The sequence below is a fragment of the Microbacterium sp. SORGH_AS_1204 genome, assembly GCF_030818935.1.
Lineage (GTDB): Bacteria > Actinomycetota > Actinomycetes > Actinomycetales > Microbacteriaceae > Microbacterium.
Window position 1 is genome coordinate 1,015,639 of sequence record NZ_JAUTBD010000001.1, and the last position, 19,736, is coordinate 1,035,374.

Below are 19,736 nucleotides of genomic sequence, written 5' to 3' on the forward strand. Positions count from 1 at the left end.
ACCATCGAACACACGGCGGCGCGCGCGTAGGCTCGGAGCATGTCCCGCGCCCTCTTCATCGTCGACGTGCAGAACGACTTCACCGAACGCGGCGCGCTCGGTGTCGAAGGCGGCGACGCGGTCGCCGAACGCATCTCGCGCTACCTCGATGCGCACGCCGACGAGTACGCCGTGATCGTCGCCTCGCGCGACTGGCACCACGGTGACGACGACAACGGCGGGCACTTCTCGGCCGCGCCCGACTTCGTCGACACGTGGCCGGTGCATTGCGTCGGCGGCACGTACGGCGCCGACTACGACGAGGTGTTCGACACCGCCCGCGTCACGCACCACCTCAAGAAGGGGCAGGGCAAGCCCGCCTACTCGTTGTTCGAGGGGGTGTCCGACGACGGTGAGACCGCCGGGACCATCCTCGACGCGCACGGCATCCGCGAGATCGACATCGTCGGTATCGCGACCGACTACTGCGTACGCGCGTCGGCGCTCGACGCGCTGGGTGCCGGTCGGCGCGTGCGCGTGCTGACCGATCTGATAGCGGGCGTCCACCCGGTCTCCAGCGATGCGGCGCTCACGGAGATCGCCGGAGCCGGCGCAGAGCTGGCGCCATCAGCGGGCTGACGCGCCTCAGCAGCTTGACGCGTCGTCCGTTCGGGGGACCGTCATCGTGACCGTCGTCCCCGTCCCGGGGATGCTGGTGATGCGGAGGGTTCCGCCGTGCGCGCCGATGATGCGCTGGACGCTCGCGAGCCCGGCTCCCTGACCGCCGTCCGTCGCGTCGGCGAGGCGCGCGCGCTCTCCCTCGTGGCCGATGCGGGCGAGATCGTCGGGGTGGATGCCGCGGCCTCTGTCGCGCACACGGACGACGGCGCCCTCGTCGGTCTCGAACGCGTCTATGTCGATGAGGGCGTCGGAGTACTGAGCGGCGTTCTCGAGCACGTGGGCGACGGCCCGGCGGAGTCCGCGCACGTCGGCGGAGACCGGCACGGCATCCATCTGCCCGAAGACGACCCGGCCCAGGCCGTCGCCGGGAAGCACGAGCGAGACCGCGCTCCGGGCGATCACGTCGAACGTCGTCCGTCGCCGACCGCGGTCGATGGGCGTGCCCGTATCGGCGCTCATCGATCCCGCCATCGCCAGGATGCGCTCGCTCGCCTCTCTCGCCCGGCTCAGCAGGCGGTGATCGGTTCCCAGCTCCTGCGCGAGCAGGTCGAGACAGGCGCTGAGGGCGTTCGCGGGCGACAGCAGGTCGTGGGCGAAGGTGCGTCGCGCCGTCGCGCGCTCATCGGCGGCCCGCTTCTCGGTCGTCAGATCGCGCACGATCTTCACGAAGCCCAGCACCTGGCCCTGATCGTTGCGGATCGCCGAGATGGTGACGCGCGCCCAGAACTCGCTCCCGTCGTTGCGCACGCGCCAGCCGGTGTCCTCGACATGGCCGTCGCGTTGCGCGGCCGCGAGCAGGTGGTCGGGGAGGCCTCGTCGACGATCCTCCTCGCGGTAGAACCGCGAGAAGTGCGAACCGATGATCTCGTCGTCGGTGTACCCCTTGATGAGCTGGGCGCCGAGGTTCCACCCGCGCACGAACCCGCCGCTGTCGAGCTTCACGATGGCGAAGAGGTCGACCTGGTCGTCCCAGTCGACCGGCATGGACCGGCGGATGCTGGTCGGGGTGCGCGGCGCCGGATCACGCGGTCCGAACGGTGGCGTCGGAGGACCGCCGGGAACGGCGCTCACCGGCGCGACCTCGGTCGGGCGGGAACACGCGTGCGGGGCATGTCACGATCATGCCGTCTCCGGGGCCCCGCGCCGAGCGATTGACAGCGGACGCCTTCGCGTCAGGACGACACGGTGACGAGGGTCCGCTGCCAGCCGCTCGAACCGTCGGGGGCGATGGGAGCCTGATCCTGGATCTGCAGGTTGCCCTGCTTGTCGGTCGCGCGCACGGCGATGTAGTGCGAGCCCGGCTCCGCGGTCCACTCCAGCCTCCACTGCACCCACGACTGGTCGTTGATCGGGGTGGACAGCTGCGTCTCCTGCCAGTCGCCGTCGTCGATGCTGACCTCGACCTTCTGCACCCCCACGGGCTGCGCCCAGGCCATGCCCGCGATGACGACGGTCCCGGCCGCGACGGGCGCGCCGATCTTGGGCGTGTCCACGCGGGACGACATCTTGATCGGCGCCTCGGCGGAGTACCCGCGCGGAGTCCAGTAGGCCTCGGCCTGGTCGAAACGCGTGACGGTGAGCTTGGTGACCCATTTCGTCGCCGAGACGTAGCCGTACAGGCCCGGCACGACCATGCGTACGGGAAAGCCGTGCTCGAACGGCAACGGTTCGCCGTTCATGGCGACGGCGAAGATGGCATCCAGGTTGTCGTCGGTCAACGACGACAGGGGAGTGGATGCCGTGTACCCGTCGACGCTCTCCGAGAGCACCATGTCGGCATCCCCCTGCACACCGGCCATGCGGAGCACGTCGCGGATGGGCACGCCAGTCCAGATGGCGTTTCCGACCAGACCGCCGCCGACCTCATTCGAGACGCACGTGAGGGTGACGCCGTATTCGTCGAGCCCCATGCCCACGAGGTCGTCGAAGCTCAGCTCGACGGGGGTGTCCACCATTCCCTCGATCGACAGGCGCCACGTCGTGGGGTCGACGTTCGGAACGGTCAGGGCGGTGTCGACGCGGTAGAAGTCGGCATTGGGGGTGATGATCGGGGTGAGTCCGTCGATGTCCCAGTTCGCGCCCTCGGGCACGGTGACCTTCGTGCGGGCCGCGGGCAGGCGCAACGCGTCACGGGCCGCGGCCACGGAGGCGGTCGTCGCGTTCAGCACGCGGGCGCCGACCCCGACCACGACGGCCCCGACCGCCGCGATGCCGGTGAAGACCAGGAACTGCCGACGGTTCGTGCCCGCGGCCTGCGCGGCGCCGGCCTGTGCGGCGGAGATCCACCGGCGCAGTCGCGCGATGCTCAGCAGCAGCGCGGCGACGCCTGCGATCGTCCCGAGTACCGGCGGGAGCCACGCCAGCGCTCCCGCGCCCGCACGCGTGAGGATGGCGGCCGTGGCGAGCACGCCCCCGATCCCGAGGAGGGTGACCCCGACGAACCGGAACCGGTATTCGAGCACGCCCGCGACGGCGGCGGCGACGGCGGCACCGAGCCCCACGCCGACCAGCAGGGCGATCTTGTCGCTCTCGCCGAACAGCGTGATCGCCAGTTCTTTCAGGGGCCGGGGCACTATGTCGACGATGAACGACCCGACCGCGAGCACGGGACTCGCCGAGCGCGCGACGAGGGCGGCGAACACCTCGGCGACGGCGAGCAGTACGGCCGCTGCGACGATCCCCGCGACGGCGGCCCACGGCCAGGCGTGCGGGCGACGCACGGTGGCCGCTCGTTCCGTGCGGGTCGCGGTGTCGGTGGTCATGGCATCCCTCGTTTCCGCGGACGCGCACGCGCGAACCGCCTCGACGGTTCTTCGGAGCGACGGGGGGATCGGATGCCGGCGCGCCCGCGGGAGAGGGTCAGCGGGCGCGGCGCTGCTTGAGCACCTTGGCCGCGACCTTACGGCGCACCTTCTGCACCTTCGGGTCCTTCCAGACCCGGTACGCGACGGTTCCCGCCGCGACGGCGCGGCCGAGGGCCGTGCGCGCGAGCACCGCCCCCGCCAGTCCGACGGCTCCGGTTCCGATCCAGCGTCCGACACCCATGGTGACTCCTTTCGTAGGTCGTTGCTTCCAGCCAAGGCGAGGCGCGTGCCGATCCGAGGGCCGTTGCTTCGCGCGTCCGGGTGTGCTGTGCGGGTGCGACGTCGCCGCGCGTGCGCCCGCTCGAGCGCGCGGATCGTTCAGGCGATGCGTTCTCCCACGGGGGCGGCGAACGCGTCGAGCGCCGTGATGACGTCATCCGTCAACCCGGTCGTGCTCGCCGCGACGGCATCGTCGATCTGGCTCGTGCGCGAAGCCCCGATGATCGCGGTGGTGACCACGGGGTCGCGCAGCACCCAGGCGACGGCGAGCTGCGGGATCGACAGACCAGCCTCCCGGGCGACGCCGTCGATGCCGCGGATACGTTCGAGGTAGTCGTCGGTGAGCGCCGAGGCATCGAGGAACCGGCTGTCGGCGGCCCGCGAGTCGGCGGGAACGGTGCCGTCGAGGTACTTGCCGGTCAGCAGGCCCTGCGCCAGGGGCGAGAAGACGGCGCTGCCGACGGCGAGCTCGCGCAGCGCCGGGAAGAGCTGCGCTTCGGGGGTGCGGTCGAACAGCGAGTACCGCGGCTGGTGCACGAACAGCCGCACACCCTCCGCCGCGAGCAGGTCGTGGGCGCGGCGGGTGAGCTCGGCGGGGTAGTTCGAGATGCCCGCATACAGCGCCTTGCCGCTGCGCACGATGTCGGCGAGGGCGTGCACGGTTTCTTCGATCGGCGTATCGGGGTCGACGCGGTGGGAGTAGAAGACATCGACGTAGTCGGTGCGCATGCGCGTGAGACTCTGCTCGAGCGAGCGCACGAGGTACTTGCGCGATCCGCCGTCGCCGTAGGGGCCCGGCCACATGTCGTAGCCGGCCTTCGTCGACAGGAACAGCTCGTCGCGGTACCGCCGCAGGTCGGTGTCGAGCACCGTTCCGAACGTGGATTCCGCCGCCCCGTACGGGGGGCCGTAGTTGTTCGCGAGGTCGATGTGCACGACCCCGCGATCGAAGGCGTGGCGGAGGATCTGGCGCTGCGTGTCGAGGGGGCGGGCGGTTCCGAAGTTCTGCCAGAGTCCGAGCGAGACACGGGGGAGGGGGATGCCGCTGGCACCGGCGCGCTGGAAGGGCACGTCGTCGTAGCGGGTGGCGGCAGCGTCGAAGGGGGAGGTCAGGCGGGGGTCATCGGCGGCGATGGGCATGGTCCGACTCTGCCACGGCGGACCCGACGCCAGGCGCACCGATGCCGACGCGGGTCGGGGCGCCGTGGCATCCGACCCGCGTCGAGGGACTCAGCCCGCGAGTTCCTCGCGTAGCAGACGCGCGCCCGCCGACAGGGCGCTGATCTTGTCGAGGGCGACGCGGCGCGGCAGCGGCGCCATGCCGCAGTTGGAGCTGGGGATGAGCTTGTCGGCGTCGACGAACCGCAACGCCCGGCGCAGGGTGTCGGCGACCTCGTCGGGTGTCTCGATCCGCTCGCTGGCGACGTCGAGGGCGCCGAGCATGACCTTCTTGCCGCGGATGAGCTCGACCAGGTCGATCGGCACGTTGGAGTGGTGGCTCTCGAGTGAGACGATGTCGATGCTCGACTGCTGCAGCAGCGGGAACGACTCCTCGTACTGCCGCCACTCCGACCCCAGCGTCGCCTTCCAGTCGGTGTTGGCCTTGATGCCGTAGCCATAGCAGATGTGCACGGCCGTCTCGGCGCTCAGACCCTCGACGGCGCGCTCGAGGGCGGCGACGCCCCAGTCCTTCAGCTCGTCGAAGAAGACGTTGAAGGCCGGCTCGTCGAACTGGATGATGTCGACACCGACGGCCTCGAGCTCGCGCGCCTCCTGGTTGAGGATCGTGGCGAACTCCCACGCCAGCTTCTCGCGGCTGCGGTAGTGGCGATCGGCGAGCGTGTCGATCATCGTCATGGGTCCTGGCAGGGCCCACTTGATCGGCCGGTCGGTCTGTGCGCGTAGGAACGCCGCGTCATCGACGAACACCGATGCCCGGCGGCTGACGTCTCCCACGACCGTCGGCACGCTCGCGTCGTAGCGATCGCGGATGCGGACGGTCTCGCGGTGCTGGAAGTCCACGCCGTCGAGGTGCTCGATGAAGGTCGTGACGAAGTGCTGACGGGTCTGCTCGCCGTCGCTGATGATGTCGAGACCGCGGCGCTCCTGCTCCTGAACAGCCGCCCGCAGCGCGTCGTGCTTGCCCTCGACGAGGATGTCGCCCTCGAGCTCCCACGGCGACCACAGCACCTCGGGCTTGGCGAGCCAGGCGGGCTTGGGCAGGCTTCCGACGGTGGAGGTGGGCAGGAGCCTGGACACGGCGGTCGATCCTTCGCGGGTCATCGGGCGGCGAGCGAGTAGTCGGCGGCCCACTGGTCGAGGATCGCCCGATGCGGCGTGACGAAGTGCTCCTCGGCGTACCGCCCCTGCACGACGGCGAGCTGGCTGCGCTCGACGCGGTCGTAGGTGACCTCGGTCGGCTCGAAGTCCGGCGCTTCGAGGCTGGGCCGGTACGTCTCGCCGGCCGCGGTGCGGGCGTTGTAGATCTCGGGGCGGTAGATCTTCTGGAACGTCTCCATGGTGCTGATCGTGCCGATCAGTTGCAGGTCGGTGTAATCGGCCAGAAGGTCACCGCGGAAGTAGAACGCCAGGGGAGCGACGCTGCCGCGCGGCATGAAGTAGCGCGCCTGCAGCCCCATCTTGCCGAAGTACTCGTCGGTCAGCGACGAGGTGGTGTCTTGCGCGTACTCCACACCCAGTACCGGGTGGACGACGCCCGTGCGGCGGTAGGTGCGGCTGGTGGAGACGCTGATGCAGATGACGGGCGGCAGAGCGTATCGATCGCGGTACGCCTCGGAGGCGAGGAAGTGCTGGAAGAGCTTGCCGTGGAGGTCGCCGAAGTCGTCGGGCACGGTGAAGCCGCCGGCGGCGGCCTGCGCCGCGGGCAGGACGACGCTGAAGTCGTAGTCGCGCAGGTACGACGAGAAGTTGTTGCCGACGATGCCCTGATGGCGCTCGCCGGTGACCGTGTCGACGATGTGGACGTCGAGGACCTCGATGACGGGCAGATCTTCGTCGGCGCCGTCGGCGAAGCGCAGCTGCACCGAGACGATGTCGAGTTCGACCCGGTAGCGGTCGCCGCCCTCGTCGTCGGCCGACGCGAGCTCGTTGAAGCGGCGATCGATCATCGTCAGCGCGGTGCGCAGGTTCTGCTGACGGCCCTCGCCACGGGCGAGGTTGGCGAAGTTCGTCGTGACGCGCGAACCCTCGGCGGGGGCGTAGTCCTCATCGAAGCGGGTCGTGGAGATGCTGAACGTGATGTCGTTCGCCATGGGATGCCAATCCGGGAGCAGAGAGGCGCTGCGGCCTCGCGAAAGTCGGTGAACTCATCGTGCAGCGCGCACGCGGGCATCGGGTAATTCCACCGCGCTATGTCCTGATATAGCCTCGGCCTATGCCCAGGAAGCCGAGCGGGATCACGCTGCAACAGCTGCAGTACTTCATCGAGGTCGCCGCCGGGGGATCCATCAGTGCGGCCGCCGACCTCCTGTACGTCGCGCAGCCGACGATGTCCGCGGCGATGCGCGATCTGGAGAATCGCGTCGGGCGGGAGCTGCTCACCCGCTCGGCACGCGGCGTCACGCTCACCGTCGACGGCGTCGAGTTCCTCGGGTATGCCCGCCAGGTCGTCGAACAGGCCGAGCTGCTCGAACAGCGCTACCTCGGGCGTCCCCCGTCGCGCCGATTGCTCGGCGTGTCGGCGCAGCACTACTCGTTCGTCGTCGACGCGTTCGTCCGGATGGTCAAGGCGACGGATGCCGCGGAGTACGAGTTCTCGCTCCGTGAGACCCGCACCTTCGACATCATCGAAGACGTCCGCACGCTCCGCAGCGAGCTCGGCATCCTCTTCCGCAACGACTTCAACCGGAACGTGATCGACAAGCTGCTGCGGGACTCGGGACTGGCCTTCCATCCGCTCTTCCTTGCCGAACCCCACATCTTCGTCTCGCGCCGCAACCCGCTGGCATCCCGATCGCGGGCGACGCTCGACGACCTCGCGGACCTGCCCCGACTGACCTTCGACCAGGGAGCGAACAACTCCTTTTACTTCGCGGAGGAGATCCTCTCGACGCTGTCGAGCAGGCAGGAGATCCGCGTGTCCGATCGCGCGACGATCTTCAACCTCATGATCGGCCTCGACGGGTACACGATCTCGACGGGGATCATCAGCGACGACCTCGATCCCGAGATCGTCGCCGTTCCTCTGGACGTGCAGGAGCGCATCGAGATCGGATGGATCGGTCGCGCCGCCATCCCCCTCACCGAGCAGGCGCAGCGTTACCTCGCCGAGGTGCGCGACGTGGTGGCCGGGTTCGGGGTGGCGCTGCTGGGCTGATCGTTGTCGCTACGAACGCTCGGCGCAACGAGCGCGGTGACTCGTCGAGATAGGCGAACGACCGCCCACGCGAGAATGCGTGGGCGGTCGGTTGCGGTGCGGTGCAGACGAGGGTGTCAGTTCTCCCGCGTGCGCCGGCGGGGGACGATGCGCATGACGGCGGTGCCGGCGGCGATGAGGGCGAAGGCGGCCAGACCCAGCCAGACCGAGTCGAACCCGGTCATGGCCAGTGCGCCGGCGCCGACGCCCGCTCCGGTGGACGATGCGATGTTGTTGTACATGTGTTCTCCGATCACCAGTCGCGCCGACGACGAGTCAGCGCGTCCAGGTATGCCTTGGTGTGGACGATCTGCAGGAACAGATCGATGACGAGCTCGTACATGAGCCCGGCGGCGAGCATGTAGCGCCACCCGCGGTGGCGGACCGTCACGATGCGCTCGATGACGAAGATCGCGGTCACGCCGAGCCAGAACGGCTGCACCGTGAAGCTGTTGAAGAAGACCGCGTAGACGATGGTGGCGAGGTAGACGTAGGTGATGACGCAGCCGGTCATCGTGAGCAGCTGCCGGCCCCAGTAGGGCCACGTGATACGGGTCACCCCGTACTGCACGCAGTTCTCCACCGCGCCGCGCTTCCAGCGCAGGCGCTGCTTCCAGAGGTCCGTCCAGGTGGGCATGATCTCGGTCACGAGTGTGCAGCCGGCGGGGCTGAGAACGTCGTAGCCGAGGTGGCGGATGGCGAAGGTCAGCTCGTTGTCTTCGGTGAGCACGGAGGTGTCGTACACGCCGCCGCGACCGTCGCCGGCGGGGAGCTCGCCGGCGAGGCGGGCCGCGCCGATCTGGCGGAGCATGCCGGCCTTCATGACCGCTGCGGTTCCGGTCACGACGAGGCACTTGCCGCCCAGACGCTGCACGTCGCGGGCGTAGCGGGCGTACTCGTTGCGCTGCAGGTGACCGACGAAGCCGCCGCCCTCGCTGCCGCGGAAGACTCCTCCTACCGCGCCGATCTTGCCGCGCAGGTTCTTGCGGGCGATCTCGAGGAAGTCCGGGTCGAGGGCGGAATCGGCGTCCTGCACGAGCACCAGGTCATCTTCCCGCAGGTGCGGGAGGGCCTCGGCGAGGAACTGATTGAGGGCACCGGCCTTCTTATGCGTGTTGCCGGTGGTGATGAACACCTCGGCGCCGTGCGCGCGGGCGATCTCGACCGTGCGGTCCGTGCAGTTGTCGGCGATGACGACGATGTGATCCGGCGGCGAGGTCTGGTTCTGCAGCCCCTGGATCGCGGCGGCGATGCCCGCCTCTTCGTTGTGGGCCGGAAGGGCCGCCACGAGCCCGCCGGTGCGGGGCGCCTTTCGGCCGCGTCGCGTGGGCAAAGCGTCCGGCGCCGGCTCGGCGACCACCGTCGTGGTGGCGGCGTTCGATCGCTCGAGAAGAGCCGTGGCTCCGGCCGCGGTGCTCACGGTGCGGCGCCCCGTGCGCCGGGAACGCCGCGTCGGCAACGGCTCGGGCATTGCCTCCCAGGACGTGCGACGGGCGCGCGCCGGGGCGTGCGTGCGTGAGCGCAAGGCTGTGGTCATCGCCGGGCTTCCTATCGGTCACGGGCACGCCGGAACATGCGGATTGCTCGCCGATCGGGGAGTTCGCAGCCACCCACTCGCGAGAGGTTCGTCGGACTGTGCCTTCCGACGTACCGAATCTATGCAACGGAATGCGAGGTGAGGTGAACCCGTACGCAACGCGACCTCAAGGTTGCCGCAAGACCGGAAAACCACTCCTTGCGCAGTTCTTGCGTCTTCTGTCAGGTTCTGCTCAGATTCTCTTCAGGTTGATTGATATGACGGTGCTGCGCGATTGTTACGCCCGTGCCGTCCATTCCGGAAAGACAGGACTCGCCCGTGCTGCGTACTTTCTCTGTGGTTCCGCGTAAGATCGCGGCCGCTCTCGCCGTCCTCGTCGTCGTCGGACTCTGCGCTCCATCGGCCCCGGCCGAGGCTGCGGACAGCGCCACCGAGGCGCTCCCCTCGGCGGTCCTCGCCGCAGCGCCGGCGGACGCGCCGGGGTGGACGACCCTCTTCCGTGACGACTTCAGCGGTCCCGCCGGTTCCGCCGTCGGCGCGAAGTGGGAGCACGAGGTCGGCACGTGGGGCACGGGCGCGGTCGATCGCACCACCGCCTCCACCGACAACGTCTTCCTCGACGGGTCGGGCGCTCTCTCGATCCGCGCGCTGCGCGACGCGTCGGGGGCGTGGACGTCGGGGCGCATCATCACCGCGGACAAGTCTTTCGCGGCTCCCGTGGGCGGGCGCCTGCTGATGACGGCATCCGTGCGTCTGCCCGCCGTCGCCGACCCGACGGGCTATTGGGCGGCGTTCTGGGCGCTCGGTCGTGATGCCGACGCGCAGATCGACTGGCCGCGCACGGGCGAGTTCGACATGCTCGAGGCCGTCAATGGGACGCCGCAGGTCATCCAGACGCTGCACTGCGACCTCCCCGACGGTGGCGCCTGCGACGAGCCGTACGGCATCACCAGCGGGCTGCAGGACTGCGCCTCCTGCCTCACCGACTTCCACACCTACTCCGTGCTGGTCGACCGCACCGTCGCGGGCGCGGAGCGGCTGGAGTTCTTCGTCGACGGCGTGACCACGCACTCGATCGAGGAGTCCCAGATCGGTGAGGCCGCGTGGGATGCCGCCATCCCGAACGCGTACTTCCTGGTGCTCAACCTCGCCATCGGGGGTGGGCTGCCCAACGGCGTCTGCGGGTGCGACAGCGCCGCCGCGCCGAAGACCTCGGGCGGCACGATGTCGGTGGATCACGTCGCCGTCTACCAGTCGGGCGCACCGGTGGTGGCGGTCCCGACCATCTCGGGCACGGCCGCGGCGGGCGCAACGCTCGTGGCGGATGCCGGGCGGTCGACTCCCGTGGCGTACCAGTGGCGCGCCGACGGCGTCGCGATCTCGGGGGGCACCGCCAGCTCGTATCTCCTGCCGGGCAGCAGCGTCGGTAAGCGCATCACGGTAACCGTCTCGGCGCTGGACGGATCGGATGCCGTGACGTCGCTCCCCACCGCGCCCGTCAGCGCCGGCACGCTCGGGGCGCTGACCCCCACGATCAGCGGCACCGCGAAGCTCGGCAACACATTGACCGCCGTGCCGGGAACGTGGACGCCGAGTCCGGTGACGCTCACCTACCGGTGGAAAGCGGACGGCGTCGACATCGCGGGCGCGACGGGCAAGACCCTCAAGGTCGCCACCACGCAGATCGGCAAGCGCATCACCGTCACCGTCACCGGTACCAAGACCGGTTTCACCACCGCCCAGCGCACGTCGGCACAGACGGCGGTCGTCGTGCGCTGACCGCGGGTTCGGCGCGCTGGTGATGGAGAAGATGCGGTGGGGCTCGTTCAGAGGTACTCGAGTAATTCGACAGGGGTGGCGAAGCTACGCCAGCTGGTAACTCTGAGGCCAAGCCGGGTTGCAGTGGCCAGGCGCCCCGTACCCCGCAGAGCTCGACGTCTGACTGATTCGGAGAAGCTGGTGTTCGTCGAGGGATTCAAGCGGGGAGAGCTGGTGGCAGATCTGGCTCGGCAACTAGGGGTGCACCGCACGACGCTCGACACGCTGGTTGCTCGCTTGAAGCTGAGCCGAGTCGATCCGAATGAGGTGTCAGCGAAGGTACGCGGCTCCCTGGTTGAGAAGTACCGTGCAGGGGAGTCCCTAGCTTCGATCGGTGATCGGCTCGGGTTCAGTGCCAACAAGGTGCAGCGGCTACTCGTGTCGATGGGCGAGCCGATCCGGCCACGTGGTCAAAGAAGCCAGCGGTCACGGGCGAGCAGGTCCAGCAGATGGTCTCGCAGTACGAGCTGGGCGAAGCGATCGCAGCTATCGCGGTATCGGCCGGCGTCAGCTACGCGCAGACCAGATCGCGCTTGGTGAAGGCGGGCGTACAGATGCGGCCGCGCGGGGGAGCGCGGTGACTAGGCAGCCTTCTTCTCTTCTGCCTCGTCTCGCGCGATTGCGAGCAGGACACGGGCTAGCTTGTCGAAGTCGACGTCCGGTCTAACGACTCCTTCGGTACGGATGACGTATGCCTTGTTCGTGCGCCTCCCACCAGAAGGTCTTTTTGGTTGCGGTGGTGCCGCCTCGAGTTGCGCAATGACCTTGGTGAACTCGGCGTAAGCCTTGCCGGCACGGTGGGGGAGGCTCGGCCACTTCGCCGACCCGCGCGATTTCTTCTTGCTTCGAGAGAATCTCGGGGATGGACTCATGCATCCCGCGCGTTGACCACGGGCGACCGGCGGGGTGTCTTTGCGACGGCTCGGCTAGGGCTTCGCCGGTGTTTGCTCGAATGTGATCAGTTCAGCCTCGCGGGCAATGGCGTCGGCTCGAGATCTTTCTGCCTCTGCTGCTGCCGCCAGTCTGGTGTGCGCGTTGAGGCGATCTCTTTGGATCTTCGCGGTGATGGCTGCGAGGTGGTCGGCGAGGAATGTTGCCAAGCCGGATTTGAGTTCTTCCAGATTGGTGTTCGCGATTTCGAGGCGCCGGTCCGACACGCGGAGCGTGACTGATGGATAGCCGGCGTCAGAGAGGGTCTGCTGGGTCGCCGGGGAGTGCAGTGCGGTCACTTCTTCTGACTGTGGGCGGCGGTTGAAGACGGCGTCGACCTGGTAGATGTCGGGCGCGGTCAGTGTGCCGAGGCTGGGCGGCAGTGATCCAGGGAGAACGGAGGTGAGGCCGAGGGGGTTTGGGTATGCCGAGGGGGTGGGTGTCGCGGGCGACGTGGATGGCGTGGAAGACGTATCGGTGGTCATGGGTCTCGGGGACCCCTCTCTGGGGTTGCGTGACCGCGGGAGCGCAGAGGCCGCCTAGGATGCGCGTCGGGCGTTGCGGGTTCGGATGAGTCCGAAGATGAGGGTGCCGATGAAGAGCACGATGCCGATGATGGCGAGCCAGAGCAGGCCCTCGAACGTGAATCCCACGATCGTCAGCACCGCCCAAGCGACGAGGAGGATGACGAGTGTGAGCCACATGCTTGCGACTCTACGCCTACTATTCGGATCGGGTGTCAATTCTTCTGTCCAAGAAGGAGGGTGGGCTGAATTGAGATTTTGAGAAGAGTTGCTTTACGGAATTTCGGGGCGAGCGAACACCCATCGACAGTTGCCCGATCTGCGAAATCTGCCGTCGCATAGTGTCGCGGTCATCGGCACCCAATATCTCGTGAACGACGTCGAGCGTCAGGACGTCGGTGATCGTCTGTACGTGTTGCGCTCCGGCAAGCTGCGCGAGGGCAGGGCAAGGTCGGTGGCAGTCTTCTAACGGTCGAAACCTTGGTCGCTTGTCGCCTGAGGTCGCTCAACTGCTGGCGGCGGCGCTTTCGAAGCTGGGCGGTGCCGCCGTGGTGAACGGAACGGGTGTGCGCACAAGCGGGATCCGCCTGTGGGGCGACGTCCCTGACACGGACGCACTGAACACCTTCGCTGCATATTGGCAGCTACGAACACAGTTCGCGAAATTCTGGAGATTATCGAAAAAGCGAAGCACACCCGGCATCACGCCAACCCGAACCGTGTCGGCAAAGATCCGGATATCGAGGTCGACACCGTCTCCTTCCTCGACGCCGACGCCGCGGACGCACGTGGACTGCGGCGATGGAGCACCCGGCGGCAGGGGTGGCTCTTCTTCCCCCTCCTCACGCTCGAGGGCGCCAACCTGCACTTCCTCGCGTTCAGACACCTTCTGTCCCGCGGCGAGGTGAAGGGACGCCGCCGCGAGCTCACGATCCTCGCGCTTCGGTTCTCGGTCTTCGTCGCCCCGGTGTTCGTTTTCCTCCCTCTCGGAATGGCGTTCGCATTCCTGGGTATACAACTCGCGGTCTTCGGCGTGTACATGGGCGCATCGTTCGCCCCGAATCACAAGGGCATGGCCGTCATCGCCCCGAACGCGAAGCTCGATTTCTTCAGCAAGCAGGTCCGCACCTCACGCAACATCACCGGTGGGTGGTGGGCGACGTGGCTCATGGGCGGCCTCAACTACCAGATCGAGCATCACCTCTTCCCGAACATGCCCCGGCCGCATCTGAGCCGGGCCCGCGCGATCGTCAAGGAACACAGCGAGACGCTGAACGTCCCTTACGTCGAGACCAGTCTCTGGCGTTCGTACGGCATCGTCATCGCGTATCTCAACCGTGTCGGCCTCGCGGCCCGAGACCCCTTCGAGTGCCCCATGACTGCCGCGGCCGCCCGAGCCTGATGCGCGACGCCCAACGTCATGGATGCCACGTGCCAGTAGCCGCGTCGGTTGCAGTCAACAGGTCTACCCGGACGATAGTCCGTCTCTGGAGCGTCTATCATCGCGCTTACCACGCGCGTAGAGTCCAGCTATGAGCGGCACATCGACGGACGACGAAGACGGCACCGCTTCCGAGCACTCGACGGACAGCGAAGACGGTAACACCTCGGATGAGTCGCGGCGCAGCCGTGCCCGCCGGGTACGGTGGACGACGGCGACCGGTGAGCATTGGCAGGGCAACGCCGCCACCACTGAGACACAAGCTCGACGCGATGCGGAGATCGAACGCGACAGGCTTTCGACCGACGACGAGGTGGCGCGGGAGCACTGGGATGACGATGGCGGACCGAATCTGCCCCCACATCCGCCAAGGACTCGATCTCATTCGCCTCATCCCATCGCGCATTTCCCACCTCTCTGAGCTAGGGCGTGTCTCCTAAATGGCGGGTCCAGGCGATGACGGCGTTGAGGACGGCTGCTGAGCGGTAGACGGTGGCGAGTTTGTCGTAGCGGGTGGCGAGGCCTCGCCATTGTTTGAGGGTGGCGAAGCGGCGTTCGATGACGTTGCGGTTTCGGTAGTCGTCGCGGTCGTAGGTGATGGGTCGTCCGCCGTGTGAGCCGCGTCGGACGCGGTGGCCGATCTGATCCGATGGCTGCGGGATGACGGCCTGGATGCTGCGGTCACGCAGGTGCTGTCGGATTGCCCGGGACGAGTACGCCTTGTCGCCTCGGAGCCGGTCGGGTCGGGTGCGGGGGCGACCGATCGGGCGGGCGACGCGCAGCTGCTGCAGCAACGGGATCAGCATGGGCGAGTCCCCGGACTGGCCCGGCGTGACCGCGATCACCAGTGGCAGGCCGCGACCGTCGACCAGGTGGTGGAGCTTGGTGGAGAGTCCGCCTCGGGAGCGGCCGAACCCGTGATCAGGCGGCTCGATCAGCGGATTGTTGTAGTTCGACGAAGCCCCCCGTGACCCGGGTGATGTTCGTCGCGTGCTGATGGGCGCGAGCGATCGTGGAGTCCACCGACACGGACCAATCGAGCTTGCCGGTCGCGTCGGCGCGAGCCAGCAGCGCCGCGTGGACACGATCCCAGGTTCCATCGCCGGCCATCCGACGGTGCCACTTCCACACCGTCTGCCACGGGCCGAACACCTCCGGCAGATCCCGCCACGCGATCCCTGTCCGATAGCGATACGCGATCGCCTCGACCATCGTTCGCGCGTCCGAGAAGGGGCGGCCCTTACGGCCGGTCGGACCGGGCAAGAACCCGCTGATCAGATCCCACTGAGTATCCGAAAGCAACTGGAACCGCGACACGTCTCTAGCATCACCGACTCACCCCACCCATTTGGGAGACACGCCCTAGGTGCGCTGGCCTGACGATCCCCCGACGTTCCGCTTACCTGGACTGCAGTCACCATGCCGTCGGAACGCAGAGTCAACGGTGATCCGCGACAGCTTCCACTGAGATCGCAGCGATGGGTCGAGAGATGAGTCCAGCGACTGTTGTATGGGAGCCGGCCGCACCCCGCAGCGCGAAGGGGGTGAGTGGGCGCGGTAGGACCAACCTCTAAAAAATCAGGAGGGCTGCTTCCACCTCTGGAGAAGTTGCAGAAGTTGGCAGAACTTGCGGCCGCCGTGTCTGCGAATTCCGCCCTTGACCTCGACGAAACGGACCGTTCCTGGCTCATCCGCCGCCGCCTCAGCGATGACCAGGTAGCGGAGATGGTGAAGCTATATCGGTCAGGGGTTGGCACGCCTGCGCTGTCCGAGCGGTTCGGCATCTCGAAGCCGAGTGTCCTTGAGCTGCTTCACGGTCATGGTGTCCGTATGCGGCGTCAACCACTGACGAAGCCACAACGAACTCGCGCCGTGCAACTGTACGAAGAGGGTCTTGCGATCAAGCCAATCGCAGCCGAGCGTGGCTCAAGTTACGGCGCCGTGCACCGTGTGCTGCAGGCGTCAGGCGTCAGGCTGCGACCGCGTCCAGGGAGATGACCGGGCCCGGCCCGGTTCAGGCATAGCTGACGATCCGCTTGTACCAGGCATCGATTCGGTCAAGCTCGGCTGCCAGCTCTTCCACTGTCGGTGGTACAAAGTTGATTTCCTCGCTCTTGTCGTGACGAGGAGCCCACTTCGTTACCTGGCCGTAGCCGCTTTGGAAATCAGTGTTGTCAGCCGGAGTGATCTGCGCCAGGAGCTTCACCATCTTTGGCCGCACCTCGGTGGTTCCGCGGTCGACGACCTTACCGACAACATCGTTGCGCACGATGCGCTCCCAAGTTTCTGACAACTTGCCGGCCCACAGCTGCACTCGATTGCCGAAATCCTCAAGCGTCAGCGCCGGTTGCTCCTTCTTCAACCTCGCGAGTTCTTCCCGCAGATCGCCGATGCGCTTCTTCGCATCTTTAGCCTTCCAGGGGTGGGTATCTAGTACGGTGCCGGGCACGCCCCTGCTGTCCTTCACAATTGAGTGTTCCCTTAATGCGACTCCTTCTTCGTCAGTCGCCCGTATGAGATCACCGAGAAATGTGAGATCGTGCGTAAACACGACGACTTGACGTTTCCCCGCGAGTTTGGCGATTCGTCGCGCGACCTTCTCGCGACGCCCGTGGTCGAGCGACGTGATTGGGTCGTCGAGCACAAGAGCAGACTCCGACTCGTCAAAGTTGATCTCCGTCAGTAGGCCGGCAAGACCAAGCGCCGTCTGTTCGCCTTCGCTCAAGACGTCGCGCACGGTCTTGGTCGCCAGCGTCGCGCCGAGCAGTGCCGGCTTATGACGCAGACGTGCTTTGCCGCCACCCTTGTCATCGAGTTTGACGTGCTCAAGCCCGAGTCGATCGGACTCGCGCGAGAACCTATCGTTGACCTGTTCGTTTACATAGATCCTCGTAAGGGAGATTGCTTGCTTGGTTATGGGTTGAGTACTAATGGTCGACCGAATGGCCGTGATGTCTTTGATGGCTCGCTGTCGAGCAGCATCTTGTTTCAAGTTCGCGACGTGCTTAGCAAGCTCCATCGCATCCTTAAGCTCATTCTTCGCGTCGGTCGCAGCCTTCAACTGTGTCGCGAACGCGGCTGAATCGATCTTCTCCGACCGTTCGCGTACGAGGGAAGAACGGATCCTGAGGCCGTCTGTGTCGGTGGCAGTTAGCGGCAACGCTGGCTCGGTTGTCTCCCCGCGCAGCCGCTCGCCGATACGCGCCCGCGCTGCATCCGCGTTCTCAAAGACCGTCCGCAAGTTCTCGACGAGGGCTGGGTCCTCCGTCTCGATCGCTGCGAGTGCGTTTGTGGTTGCAACGGTTGCCACTTGAATATCCGTCAACTTCTTGATGGCGGCGCGCATCAGAGCCTCAGCGGCCGATGCCTTTTTGGCCGTTTCATCGTGGACGAAGGCTTGAAAACGCGTCAATCGATCGACCGCTTCGTCGTTGAGTTCCTGCTGGCAGAGCGGACACCGTGCCCCCTCGCCCATATGAGGAAAGGCATGCTCATGATATGCCTCCTGCTGTGAATATGCTTCCGCCGCAGACCAAAGTGCGCGCCAAGTTTCTGATCCCACTCCATCAAGGGGTTCTTCGATGAAGTTTGCTTTCGATGCCAAATCGGCCGCAACCCGTAGGTTACGGGTGTCGCGAAGCTGGACCTCGAGTTTGGTCGCGGTGTCGGGATTCAGGCCACTCTGGATAGCATCGAGATGATCGGCAATCACAACCAATGCGCTCGCGACTTTGAGGAGGCGAGATTTCTCGGTACTGGGATTAGTCGACTGGAGGCGCCCTTCTTCCTGAACGCGCTCTGCGAGGACCGCGTCCGGATCCTCGGGGAGCTTGGCGGCAGCGTCGACTTCTTCGTCGGTCACCTCGTGCCCAAATGAGGCGACAAATTTACCAGCTGCTGTCGATGGGAGGAGCCCTGGAACCTCGTAGTTCTCTTTCTTGAACTTCGCGAGCTCGTCGTCGAGGGCATCTCGCAGTAGGTCAACAGCTTTCACGAGCTCGTCTAGCACGTTAAGCGCTGAGGGGCGGTAGCTTAGTTCCGTGTCAGTAACGAGGTATTGGTCACCGCAAGCCTCGTCGTAGAAGTGAATCTGCGTGAGCTCTGCATCCACATCGGTTGGCCAATTGAGCGCGCGCTCTGTGCCATCTACTCTGTACGTAATGGTCGCACTCTGGGTTTTTGCCGCGGCTGGGTCGAAGGCATTAGGCAGGATGTCCTGACGATGCCGCGCCCCTACAACATCTTTCACGAGCCGCGCGAACCCCGACTTTCCACTGCCGTTGTCTCCGTAAATGACGGTGAGACCATCATCGCCGAACGTAAGAGTTGAATTGTCGGCGAGCGCGTTCACATTCTTGAGGTTGCCGATCGAGGCAAGTTCGACACGTGCACCAGTGCTTGTCGAATTCGGAAGGTGTTTAGCTGTTAAATTTTCGAGGGTGCCCAGCGGTCGATTACCGATTAAGTCGACCGCGAGCTTGTGCGCAAAAGGCTTATCAACGTGCCCTGCTCGTAGTACCTCCGCTGCAAGAATGCGGACCCAGTCAGAGCGCAGGTTCAGCCAAGCTGCGATTTCTTCTTCGATCGATGGCATGGTGCCCCCAGGAAAAAACTAATTAGTATATATGTAACATGGTAACTAATACTGCTAGCTATGTCACGCATACGGTGTTGCGGCCGCGACGCAACAACCGTATTGCGATCCATGTCGTTGGTCGAACAGGCGCGCCACTGTAGTCTGAGTGAGACTTTGCTTGGGGCGACATATTGGGGGACCATGCGCGAACTCTCGGCGGGTGCAGGCCCGCGACTGCACGCAGTCGATCTGGCCTCCAGCTCGGCTCTGGCGATGTGCGGTGATGCATGGATGTTGGCGGGGGGCTGTCACGCCTTCTTTGGGCTGATGCGTTGGGAGGCTTGACGTGTTCTCAACTGTTATTCCCAACTGGGCCGAGGGTGTGACCGCTGCGGCTTCCGTCGTTACTCTGATCGCGATTGCTCTCGCTGTCGTACAGATCCGGCATGTAAACCGGCAGATGCATCGTGAGTTCGAGATGGAGTATCTTCTGCGCTTCTGGCAATTGATGGACCGGCGATCGCCGAGGCTGCGAGCGGGGAAGCGTCCCACTCGCGAAGATCGGCTGCTGATAGCAGATTATCTGGAGCTATGTGAGGACCAGATTGCTCTTCGTGGCCTCGGTCGTGTTACGGATCACACCTGGGGGTATTGGCGCCGCGACATTCGATTTATGTGTGAGTCGACTCTCGTCGCTCGGCAAATTGCTCGTTCGACCGTGCACTCGCTTCCGCATCTACGTATTCTGCTCGCCAACAGCGACTACGATCCGTGTGACCGTGGACGACTCTG

At 66.1% G+C, this 19,736-nt stretch carries 17 protein-coding genes and 2 pseudogenes; 7 read left to right on the forward strand and 12 right to left on the reverse strand.

The annotated features are described in order from the left end of the window. Positions 1–39: 39 nt before the first annotated feature. Positions 40–618, forward strand: a complete 579-nt coding sequence (locus QE410_RS04685; protein WP_307328547.1) for an isochorismatase family protein — start codon at positions 40–42, stop codon at positions 616–618. Between the two features lie 6 nt (positions 619–624). On the opposite strand, the gene QE410_RS04690 is transcribed toward QE410_RS04685, so the two are convergent. From QE410_RS04690 to QE410_RS04715, 6 genes are all read right to left on the reverse strand, one after another. Continuing rightward, entirely contained in the window at positions 625–1,644 is a 1,020-nt protein-coding gene (locus QE410_RS04690; RefSeq protein ID WP_307328550.1) for a PAS domain-containing sensor histidine kinase, read from the reverse strand. Positions 1,645–1,832: 188 nt separating this feature from the next. After that, positions 1,833–3,422 (reverse strand): molybdopterin-dependent oxidoreductase, encoded by a 1,590-nt coding sequence (locus QE410_RS04695; protein WP_307328553.1) that lies wholly within the window; start codon positions 3,420–3,422, stop codon positions 1,833–1,835. Positions 3,423–3,519: 97 nt separating this feature from the next. Then, complete coding sequence (locus tag QE410_RS04700) at positions 3,520–3,705, reverse strand: hypothetical protein (RefSeq protein WP_307328556.1); 186 nt, start codon at positions 3,703–3,705, stop codon at positions 3,520–3,522. Between the two features lie 137 nt (positions 3,706–3,842). After that, entirely contained in the window at positions 3,843–4,883 is a 1,041-nt protein-coding gene (locus tag QE410_RS04705; RefSeq protein ID WP_307328559.1) for an aldo/keto reductase, read from the reverse strand. 90 nt (positions 4,884–4,973) lie between these two features. Further along, complete coding sequence (locus QE410_RS04710) at positions 4,974–6,002, reverse strand: methionine synthase (RefSeq protein WP_307328562.1); 1,029 nt, start codon at positions 6,000–6,002, stop codon at positions 4,974–4,976. Positions 6,003–6,022: 20 nt separating this feature from the next. Continuing rightward, positions 6,023–7,015 (reverse strand): putative oxygenase MesX, encoded by a 993-nt coding sequence (locus QE410_RS04715; RefSeq protein ID WP_307328564.1) that lies wholly within the window; start codon positions 7,013–7,015, stop codon positions 6,023–6,025. A 122-nt stretch (positions 7,016–7,137) separates the two neighbouring features. Here QE410_RS04715 and QE410_RS04720 point away from each other — a divergent pair, with 122 nt between their 5' ends. Further along, positions 7,138–8,079: a LysR family transcriptional regulator gene (locus tag QE410_RS04720; protein ID WP_154922794.1), complete on the forward strand. Its 942-nt coding sequence runs from the start codon at positions 7,138–7,140 to the stop codon at positions 8,077–8,079. Positions 8,080–8,195: 116 nt separating this feature from the next. Here QE410_RS04720 and QE410_RS04725 read toward each other — a convergent pair whose 3' ends face one another. Next, positions 8,196–8,360, reverse strand: coding sequence for a hypothetical protein (locus tag QE410_RS04725; protein WP_307328568.1), 165 nt, complete (start codon positions 8,358–8,360; stop codon positions 8,196–8,198). 11 nt (positions 8,361–8,371) lie between these two features. Further along, positions 8,372–9,538, reverse strand: coding sequence for a glycosyltransferase family 2 protein (locus QE410_RS04730; protein ID WP_307328570.1), 1,167 nt, complete (start codon positions 9,536–9,538; stop codon positions 8,372–8,374). Positions 9,539–9,973: 435 nt separating this feature from the next. On the opposite strand from QE410_RS04730, the gene QE410_RS04735 reads away from it, so the two are divergent. After that, a complete protein-coding gene (locus tag QE410_RS04735) occupies positions 9,974–11,434 on the forward strand; it encodes a family 16 glycosylhydrolase (protein WP_307328576.1) in 1,461 nt (486 codons plus the stop codon). Between the two features lie 482 nt (positions 11,435–11,916). Beyond that, positions 11,917–12,054, forward strand: a pseudogene (locus QE410_RS17095) (helix-turn-helix domain-containing protein); the annotation flags it as partial. 345 nt (positions 12,055–12,399) lie between these two features. Here the strand turns inward: QE410_RS17095 and QE410_RS04740 are convergent. Next, positions 12,400–12,888: a hypothetical protein gene (locus QE410_RS04740; RefSeq protein ID WP_307328579.1), complete on the reverse strand. Its 489-nt coding sequence runs from the start codon at positions 12,886–12,888 to the stop codon at positions 12,400–12,402. A gap of 54 nt (positions 12,889–12,942) precedes the next feature. Further along, on the reverse strand, positions 12,943–13,107 hold the full coding sequence (locus QE410_RS04745; RefSeq protein WP_307328582.1) for a hypothetical protein: 165 nt from the start codon (positions 13,105–13,107) through the stop codon (positions 12,943–12,945). A 505-nt stretch (positions 13,108–13,612) separates the two neighbouring features. Here QE410_RS04745 and QE410_RS04750 point away from each other — a divergent pair. Beyond that, positions 13,613–14,329 (forward strand): annotated as a pseudogene (locus QE410_RS04750) (fatty acid desaturase); the annotation flags it as partial. A gap of 130 nt (positions 14,330–14,459) precedes the next feature. Beyond that, a complete protein-coding gene (locus tag QE410_RS04755; protein ID WP_307328585.1) occupies positions 14,460–14,789 on the forward strand; it encodes a hypothetical protein in 330 nt (109 codons plus the stop codon). A 1-nt stretch (position 14,790) separates the two neighbouring features. Here QE410_RS04755 and QE410_RS04760 read toward each other — a convergent pair. Further along, a protein-coding gene (locus tag QE410_RS04760; RefSeq protein ID WP_307327282.1) for an IS5 family transposase occupies positions 14,791–15,685 on the reverse strand; the annotation gives its coding sequence in 2 pieces (ribosomal slippage) (positions 14,791–15,333 and positions 15,335–15,685; 894 coding nt in all). A 513-nt stretch (positions 15,686–16,198) separates the two neighbouring features. On the opposite strand from QE410_RS04760, the gene QE410_RS17100 reads away from it, so the two are divergent. After that, a complete protein-coding gene (locus QE410_RS17100) occupies positions 16,199–16,366 on the forward strand; it encodes a helix-turn-helix domain-containing protein (protein WP_373459362.1) in 168 nt (55 codons plus the stop codon). Between the two features lie 16 nt (positions 16,367–16,382). Here QE410_RS17100 and QE410_RS04765 read toward each other — a convergent pair whose 3' ends face one another. After that, entirely contained in the window at positions 16,383–18,962 is a 2,580-nt protein-coding gene (locus QE410_RS04765; protein WP_307328588.1) for an AAA family ATPase, read from the reverse strand. Positions 18,963–19,736 lie beyond the last annotated feature (774 nt).